The following is a 9,460-nucleotide window of genomic DNA, read 5'->3' on the forward strand; positions in this document are numbered from 1 at the left end:
AGTTTTCCATACCTGCCAGTAAATTTTTCCGACAAAAAGTATCAGCAGTCGTGAAATTTTCAGAAGTTTTCTCCGAGGTTTTTTTGACACTTCTATTTTCGACCGACGGATGTTTAGATTCGGCAAAAGTTGCCACCAGACTTAGCAGCTCATTCCAGAAAATTTCCCGACTTTCCAATTTCTCCCACCAGGAATTTTCGAGTCTGGCTAAGGTTAATCTTTCCGAGTCAAAATCTAGACTTTCCAATTTCTCCCACCAGGAATTTTCGAGTCTGACTAAAGTTAGTCTGTCCGAGCCGAAATCTAGATTTTCTAATGGAAAGTTTTCCATACCTGCCAGTAAATTTTTCCGACAAAAAGTATCAGCAGTCGTGAAATTTTCAGAAGTTTTCTCCGAGGTTTTTTTGACACTTCTATTTTCGACCGACGGATGTTTAGATTCGGCAAATTTTTCCACCAGACTTAGCAGTTCATTCCAGAAAATTTCCCGACTTTCCAATTTCTCCCACCAGGAATTTTCGAGTCTGGCTAAAGTTAATCTTTCCCAGTCAAAATCTAGACTTTCCAATTTCTCCCACCAGGAATTTTCGAGTCTGACTAAAGTTAGTCTGTCCGAGCCAAAATCTAGATTTTCTGATGGGAAGTTTTTCATAAGACTTAGCAGCTCATTCCAGAAAATTTCCCGACTTTCCAATTTTTCCCACCAGGAATTTTCGAGTCTGGCTAAAGTTAATCTATCCGAGCCAAAATCTAGATTTTCTGATGGGAAGTTTTTCATAAGACTTAGCAGCTCATTCCAGAAAATTTCCCGACTTTCCAATTTTTCCCACCAGGAATTTTCGAGTCTGGCTAAGGTTAATCTATCCGAGCCAAAATCTAGATTTTCTAATATAAGGCTTTCCATATTTATCAATAAATTTTTGCCATAGAAAGTATCAGTAGTAGTTAAATTATTAGAAGTTTTCTCCGACGTTTTTTTGACACTTGTGCTTTTGAGCAACTGATATTTAGATATGGAAAATTTCGACACCAGACTCAGCAGCTCATTCCAGAAAATTTCCCGACTTTTCAATTTATCCCACCAGGAATTTTCGAGTCTGACTAAGGCTAATCTGTCCGAGCCGAAATCTAGACTTTCTAATAGAAAGCTTTCCATATTTATCAATAAATTTTTGCCGTAGAAAGTATCAGTAGTAGTTAAATTATCAGAAGCTTTCTCCGATTTTCTTTTGATACTTGTATTCTCGACCGACGAATGTTTAGATTGAGGAAATTTATCCACCAGACTCAACACTTCATTGCAGAAAATTTCCCGACTTTTCAATTTATCCCACCAGGAATTTTCGAGTCTGACTAAGGTTAATCTGTCCGAGCCTAAATCTAAATTTTCTGATGGAAAACTTTCCATATCTGCCAGAAAATTTTTGCCATAGAAAGTATCAATAGTAGTTAAGTTCTCAAAATTTTTAGGAGAAGTTATTTTTCCGTTTCTACTTTTTACTGAAAAACTTTTAGGCACAGCAAATTTTTCCATCAAACTAACCAATTCATCCCAAAAAATTTCCTTATTTTCTGATTGTTCATCCAAGAAATTATTTTCTGCTATTAAATGTAAACAGCTAGAGTAAAAATCGAAATTTTGATCATCAAAACCACCAATATCTGCAATAAAATTTTTCTGAGATAAAGGATCAATAATTGTCAAATACCATAAATTTTTATCAAAATAATTTTGTCTAAAATCCCACCTTTTAAAGCAACATTTTTCTGTAGAGTTGCTCAAATACCGATTAGAAAAACAACTTTTAAATTCCTTAACGACCTTTTTTGTTTCACTTCTCTTTTCTTCAACTTTTTTAATAGCAGCAACAATTCCAAATCTCAGCAAAATATGTTGTACTTGCCTAATAAATTTTTCACTAACTGCAGAATAACCAAAACATACTCCCCCATCTTCAGATATTTTCATCCATCCATCCAAGGAAAATAGATATCTAATAAATAAAGCTAATTGTGACCTTTCTAATTTAAAGACAAGAGGAAAAAGACAAAAATTATCAGAATCGATCAGAGAAGAAAACTCACTTTCTGGAATAGTTACATTACCAAAAATATCTAACCGACGGGGTACAGCTATTTTTTCTCCTACCTCTAATTTTCCCAAAGGTTTCCAACCATCAACCGTTAAAAAAGGATGAGTAATTGTCGTCTCTACAAATCTTCCTAATTTTGTCGTTACTCTAAATACAGGTTTAATTCCATCATCAACAAAAGCGCTAGGTTTAGTCAGATGAAACCTCCTATTTTTTCCCAAAGTTAATAATTCTATTTCTTGCCTTTGATAAACCTCTGCCAAAGTAACTAAACTGCCATCCTTTTGCAAAACCAAAGTATCATAAGCAGCACATTTTCCCATAGAAGGTCTACCCGCCACAATAATCAAATCCGACCGTTGAAAACCTCCAGTCATTGCGTCTAAATCATAAAAACCACAAGCAAGACCAGGTAAAGCAACCCCCTCATTTCTATCTTCAATCTCCTGAAAAGTATCAATTAAAGTTTCAGAAATAGGAACCAAATCTTGTTGTGGTTTATCCTGAGTCAGAGCAAAAATCTTTTGTTCTGCTTGGTCAAGAATAGTTTCTAATTTAGTCGCAGTTTGAAATCCTAAATCAAAAATTTCATTTCCAGCTTGAATCAATTTTCGTCGGATATATTTATCAACAACTAAAGCAGCATATTGGTCGATATTAACTGCAGAAACAGTTCGTTCTAATAGTTGAACAATTTTTACTTGCCCGCCAATTTTTTCAAATTGATTATTATCAGAAAGCCAACTGGTAACAGTCATTAAATCTGTAGGTTTACCCTGATTATAAAGTTGCCACATTGCTTTATAAATAATTTGATGAGCTTGAATGGCAAAAAATTCTGGGCGTAAGTCCTGTGTCACTCGACTAATAGCTTCTGGATCGAGAAGAATACCACCTAAAATAGCTTCTTCCGCTTCAATATTTTGGGGAGGTAGGCGATCGCTTTGCATTTATAGATTTACCTAAAAATTATTTTGTAAGTATTGAGCTGTCAACTATCAGCTTTATTACTTTTAAAGGAGGTAAAAGCAATTGAGAAATGTAAGCATTCAGCCGTCAGCTATCAGCCATCAGCTATTACTTTTAGTTTTATATAAAAGCTTTACTAATTGAATCAGAATTAAATCTTACTACAAAAGTTGGCTTTAAAGTCTATATTCATTTAAACCCCTTCCTTTTGCTCTCGTGCTGACAGCTAATAGCTGAATGCTTACTGAGAAATTTATAAGAATAGGAACAGGTAATAAAAGCAAAAATTTTTAGTCAACAGTTAATATTTTTAATATCGAGTCAATCAAATATTAATTATTCGTATTTCAAATTCAACTGATAACTCATAACTGAATAGGAATCAATTCATTAATAGATAATTACCTCTCCTTAAAAGAGAGAGGATTGACTAAAAGGCTGAATGCTTACGGAATAAGTTATCAAATTAAAAGTTTTCATTTAATAGTTAATACATTTAATATTTAGTCAATCAAATATCATTTATTTATCTTTATAATTAATAAATAAAGGCTGAATACTTACGAAATAAGTTATCAAATTAAAAGTCTTCATTTAATAGTTAATACATTTAATATTTAGTCAATCAAATATCAGTTATTTATCTTTATAATTCAACTTAGTAGCTCATAAATTAGTAGGAATAAAGTAAGCGTTCAGCTAGTCTTTAATTTGTTAATAAATGAAGGATGAATGCTTACGAAATAAGTTATCAAATTCAAAAATTTAAGTTAATAGTTAATATTTTTAAGATCGGATCAATCAGATATCAGTTATTCATGTTTTCAGTTGAACTGATAACTGATAACTGATAACTGATAACTGATAACTGTTAACTACCTACAACTTGAACTTCCACTTCAGCACTTACCTCTGGATGAAGTTTAATTTCAGCTTTGTAGAAACCAACCTTACTAATTTCTGGCAAAGTAACACCACGTCTATCAATTTCTTGACCAGTATTTTCCTTAATTACTTCCACTAATTCTCTATCAGTAACCGTACCAAATATCGCATCATTTTCACCCACCTGTTTAGTAATTTTGAAACGACCAACTGTTTCTAAAGCAGTCTTTTGAGCTTCTGCAGCTTGCTTAAATTCTATTTGTCTTTGTCGTTCTAGTTCTTTACGACGTTCTACTTGTTTAAGAACACCTGGAGTAGTGCGAAAAGCAATTTTCTTAGGAATCAAATAGTTGCGGGCATAACCTGGAGCTACTTCTACTACATCCCCCGATTTTCCCAACTTGTTAACATCTTGATTCAATACTACCTGTAATTTTTTGGCCATGACTATAATTGTAAAATTTTTACTGCAAACTTCTATTATATCAAATCTGCTTTAATAATGATAAATAGTAAGCTAGTAGGAAAGAGCGGTGTGACTCCGAGAGGTGCGTAAGACCCAAAGAAACCTGTACCAAGAAAGAAAACAGTTAACAAGAATAGGTTTAAGGAATTTGACCGGAAAAATGGGATTCAAGCCTTGCCCAACTGAAAAAATAGCTCTAGATTCAATAATTAATAATTAACAATTAATAATTTATAATTACCTCTTCTTTTTAATAAGAGGATTGCTTAAAAGGAATTTTTTTGTTTCCAAGCGGAGATTGGATATGGTTAGGTAATCCATCCATCCAAAGACAGCTTTTTTTCTTCTTGAAAGGAGAGTCTTTAAACCTTAATTTTTTTGGTAAGTCGAGGTAGTATTAGTATTGAAAAATTGAGTAGGAATTAAAATTTACTCTCAAAGCACTTGCCTTAATTTAGCACTCTATATTCATTATTAATTAAAAAGCTCAAAGTTAGGTGTGAGTTAGCTTAATGCTTAGATATTACCAAGAGAATAGACTAGCTATAAAATCAGAAAAATCAATATAACTATTAAAAAAAAATATCCGCACTTCTGATTTTATTAAAAATAATACTCTCAGTTCTTGGATAGGTCATCCTAGTTTCACAACTCACATTTGCAATGATTTTAATTCATATTTTATAGAGGAGTTTTATGTTTTGAAAAATCTCAATCTTGATTCAGCCCAAAATTATCATAAAATTCAATCAAATAGTCTAATACCAATTCCCATGCATTAATGCTATACTTTGGTGATACTTCAGTTATCAAGTAATTAACACCCTTCTATAGCAATCCTAAATAGGTTGTGAAAAATTAAAAAGTATAAATAAACTCCTAAACTCTTACCGAATAATTAATAATTAAATAATTAAATAATTCAGCTTTGTTAGCCTCCCCTTTCAAGGGAAAAAAAATAAATTTTTTCCTTTTAGTCAATCCTCTCCCTTTTAGGGAGAGGTAATTATCCATTATCCATTAATGAACCATTGCCCATTGCCCATTCCGTATTCCCAAAAAGTAGCAATATTTTTGATACGAATATGCGGAGGATTGCTATAATAGCTTATTCCCTAATTATTAATCAGAAGTGTGTTAATTATTCTTATGTTTACTTCACCCCACGCTCCCCACACTTTCCACAATTCCCCACCCAATCAAATATAGCAAGATTTTTGAGAAATGCTATAATCTCTCATCAAGGGATTCACTCACTATAATGCAAGAATTTAGAGACTGTTTGTCACACTAAGTATTAAGAAACTTGTCTGACAACTAAATCTTAAAGCTTGAATCAGGCCAGGGATGAATATCCTTATGTATGTGTGGGGTATCAGTATTCATAGTCCTAAAGTTAGGATCAATTTATGTAAGCATTTAACTATCAGCTATCAGCTATAAATTATTAACTTATTATCACACCGAAGAAGAAATTAGTTTCCCAGGAAAATTAAAAATTATCAAGAAAAAGGTCATTAGCTAACCGAAGTAAAATTATTACGTTCACTCATCTGAATGCTGAATACTAGCTAGCTGAATGGTTAGGAATTTATTTGTTACCAATAATTGTTTCTTGGCTTATTCCCAATTAAGTGTTCCCTATCTTCTTTTTTATATTTCCTAATACATTCAATCCCTTAGTTGTGAGTAATTAACTGAAGATTAAAATTTACAAATTAAACTCAAATGAAACGAAAATCTCTAAAAATAATCTTAGGCACAATCCTAACCAGCTTATTAATAATTTTCAGCTCTTGTCAACCAGTTCCTAATTCTGAAACTGTAACTATTCGGACTGCCTACAGTACCTGGGTAGAAGAGTCATTTCAAACTAACATTGTCAATATAGGTCTAGAAAAATTAGGCTATAAAGTCGAAAAACCGCAACAAATTCAATACCCCGCTATTTATATTTCCATTGCTAATGGAGATTTAGAATATAGCACCATTTACTATCAACCATCCCATGAAAAGTTCTTTGAAAATGCTGGTGGAAAAGAAAAATTAGAGAAAGTTGGAATTTTGACACCTGAAGGGATAGCTGGATATCAAATAGATAAAAAAACTGCCGAAAAATATAAAATTACTAATATTCAACAATTAAAAAATCCAGAAATAGCCAAGCTTTTTGACTGGGATAAAGATGGTAAAGCTAATTTAGTTGGTTGTGATGCTGGTTGGGCTTGTGAGTTAAATATAAACCATCAAATTGAAGCTTATGAACTAGAAAATACAGTAGAACATAATCAAGGCCAATATAGTATTTTATTAGTAGATGCCATTACTCGCTATAAACAAGGACAACCAATTCTTTATTTTGCTTATAATCCTCACTGGATATCTGCTATTTTAAAACCAGGTAAAGATGTAGTTTGGTTAGAAGTGCCTTTTACCTCGTTACCAGATATGAGAAATATAACAGAAAAAGATACATTACTAGATGGAAAAAATATTGGCTTTTCTAGAACTCAACAGCGTATTGTAGCTAATAAAAAATTTCTAGAAGCTAACCCAGTTGCTAAAAGATGGTTTGAGTTAGTAGAAATTCCAGTTGCAGATATGAATGCTGAAAGTTTACGCATTAAAGAAGGAGAAGACAAACCAGAAGATATTTTACGTCATGCCCAAGAGTGGATAAAAAATCATCAGCAGTTGTATGATGGTTGGTTAGAAACAGCAAGACAAAGTACAATTTAAATTTATAGCTTTTTCAGTAATAAAGGGGAACCATTCAGGGGTCAGCTACACTTTTAGGAAATAATTAATAATTATTCATTATTCAAGTTAAAAGCCTCCCCTTGAAAAGGGAAAAAAATTGATTTTTTTCCTTCTTGGTCAATCCTCTACCTTTTAGGGATAGGTAATTATTAAATTATTAATTGTTAATTGCTAAAAGAGGACCTACCCTATAAGTTATTAGTTTTTATTGATTATATAGGAGGTAAAAGCCATTGAGCAATTGAGATATAATTAAAATTTACTACCAAATTATACTCTCTTAACCTTAGCCATAATTATTCATTATTAATTGCTCATAGCTGAAGGCTCACAAAAAAGAAAATAGGGAGTGGGGAAAAAGATGCAAATAAATAATAGTTTGCCACCCTAACTTGAAAATTATATGAGACTTTTTCGAGCTTTCAGATTTTAATCTCTTGAGCTATTCCTACTTTAATATTTACTACTTTGATGAAAAAATAATGTTTCAAGCCTCCCTTTTCAAGGAGATAAAAAAGAAAATTATCTATTTCAAGCCTCCAGATTCAGCGATCGGTACTGATAACTGAAATGACACTCTCTTAGTAGTTATTTTACAAAAAACTATCTCTCAAATATTTTCAAAATATTCAACCTGATAATATTGATAGAGAATTTATCATCTTATTAAGATACAGTTTTTTTATAACCAAAAAATTAGGTCTAAAGTCTGCCCTTTTAAAGGGGATGAAAAAAATAAAGTTCAGTATTTCAAATATCTTGGCTTTAGTCAGAAAAACTGATAACTGATAAGTGATAACTGAAATAACTTTCTCTTCTCATAACCAGGAAAAAAGTTCCTTGCTACTGAAGAGAATTATAATCTTAAACTTTTTAAATCCAAGCCAAATGAACAATAAATTCCTCAAAATAATCTTAGGAGCAATCCTAACCAGCATCTTAATAATTTTCACCTCTTGTCAACAAGCACCAACTTCTCAAAAAGTTATTCGTAGTGCCAATAGTACCTGGATACAAGAATTATTTCAAACCGAAATTGTCAATATTGGTCTAGAAAAATTAGACTATAAAGTAGAAAAACCAAAACAAATTGAATACCCTCCTATTTATATTTCCATTGCCAATGGAGATTTAGAATATAGTACTGTTTACTATGATCCACAACACAAAGAATACTTTGAAAATTCTGGTGGTGAAGAAAAATTAGAGAAAGTTGGAACATTGGTTCCCAACGGAGTACAAAGATATGAAATTGACAAAAAAACAGCCGATAAATATAACATTACTAACATTAAACAATTAAAAGAGCCAGAAATTGCTAAACTTTTTGACTCCGATGGAGATGGCAAAGCAAACTTAGTTGGTTGTAAACCTGGTTGGTCTTGTGAATTAGTAATTAACCATCATCTTAAAGCTTATGAATTAGAAGATACTGTGGAACATAATCAAGGAGAATATGAAATTCTTCTGGCAGATGCCATGACTCGCTACAAACAAGGACAGCCTATTTTTTATTATGCTTATAATCCTCACTGGATATCTACAGAATTAAGACGAAATCAAGATGTAGTTTGGCTAGAAGTTCCTTTTACATCCTTACCGAAAGAGATGGGAAATTTGACTGAAAAAGATACATCTGTAGATGGAAAAAATTTTGGTTTTCCCATACTTCAACAACGTATAGTTGCTAATAAGAAATTCCTAGAAGCTAATCCAGTTGCTAAAAAGTGGTTTGAATTAGTGCAAATTCCAATAGAAGATATGAATGCAGAAAGTTCACGCATTAAAGAGGGTGAAAACCAAGAAGCAGATATTTTGCGTCATGCTCAAGAGTGGGTGAAAAATAATCAAGAAAAATATGATAGTTGGTTAGAAACTGCCAGACAAGCTGCTAATGAATGAGGAGTCAGGAGTCAGGAGTCAAATCAATTCAAAATTAAAAATTATCAATTCAAAAATTATTCAATTAAGTGAAAATTTTTGAACTTTGAATTATGAATTTTGAATTGAAAAATGGTCAGGAGGAATGGGGAATTTAGAGGAGGCAGGAGGAAGAATTATCCCTTGATTTTTCTGCCAATAGTCAACCTAAAATCCTCACTTTATGCAGCTCTTTATAAGGAAAACATTGTACTTTTTCAAGACTTGAAAAAGCTCAAACCATGATTAATGTCAATGCTTTTAGATTAAGAAAGCAAGCCCTAATTACATAAATTTTGTATTTTTTGGGGTAAAAATTTTGAGAATTTTAGGGGATAGGAAAAAGTAAATTAGAGTAGGAGTCAGG

At 32.1% G+C, this 9,460-nt stretch carries 4 protein-coding genes; 2 read left to right on the plus strand and 2 right to left on the minus strand.

Translation table 11 applies throughout. The features are described 5' to 3' along the window. Positions 1 to 3,043, minus strand: a 3,043-nt coding sequence (locus F6K40_RS29825) for a DnaB-like helicase N-terminal domain-containing protein (RefSeq protein ID WP_293141118.1), incomplete at its 3' end; no start/stop codon positions are given. A gap of 890 nt (positions 3,044 to 3,933) precedes the next feature. Next, complete coding sequence (rplI, locus tag F6K40_RS29830) at positions 3,934 to 4,392, minus strand: 50S ribosomal protein L9 (protein WP_293141120.1); 459 nt, start codon at positions 4,390 to 4,392, stop codon at positions 3,934 to 3,936. Between the two features lie 1,749 nt (positions 4,393 to 6,141). Here rplI and proX (F6K40_RS29835) point away from each other — a divergent pair. Together proX (F6K40_RS29835) and proX (F6K40_RS29840) are read left to right on the plus strand one after the other, a co-directional pair. Continuing rightward, positions 6,142 to 7,152: a glycine betaine/L-proline ABC transporter substrate-binding protein ProX gene (gene proX, locus F6K40_RS29835; RefSeq protein WP_293141122.1), complete on the plus strand. Its 1,011-nt coding sequence runs from the start codon at positions 6,142 to 6,144 to the stop codon at positions 7,150 to 7,152. A 909-nt stretch (positions 7,153 to 8,061) separates the two neighbouring features. Further along, the gene (gene proX / locus F6K40_RS29840) at positions 8,062 to 9,075 is read left to right on the plus strand and encodes a glycine betaine/L-proline ABC transporter substrate-binding protein ProX (protein WP_293141124.1); all 1,014 of its coding nucleotides are present in this window, start codon (positions 8,062 to 8,064) and stop codon (positions 9,073 to 9,075) included. The last annotated feature ends 385 nt before the right edge of the window (positions 9,076 to 9,460 follow it).

Source organism: Okeania sp. SIO3I5, assembly GCF_010672085.1.
Taxonomy (GTDB): domain Bacteria; phylum Cyanobacteriota; class Cyanobacteriia; order Cyanobacteriales; family Microcoleaceae; genus Trichodesmium.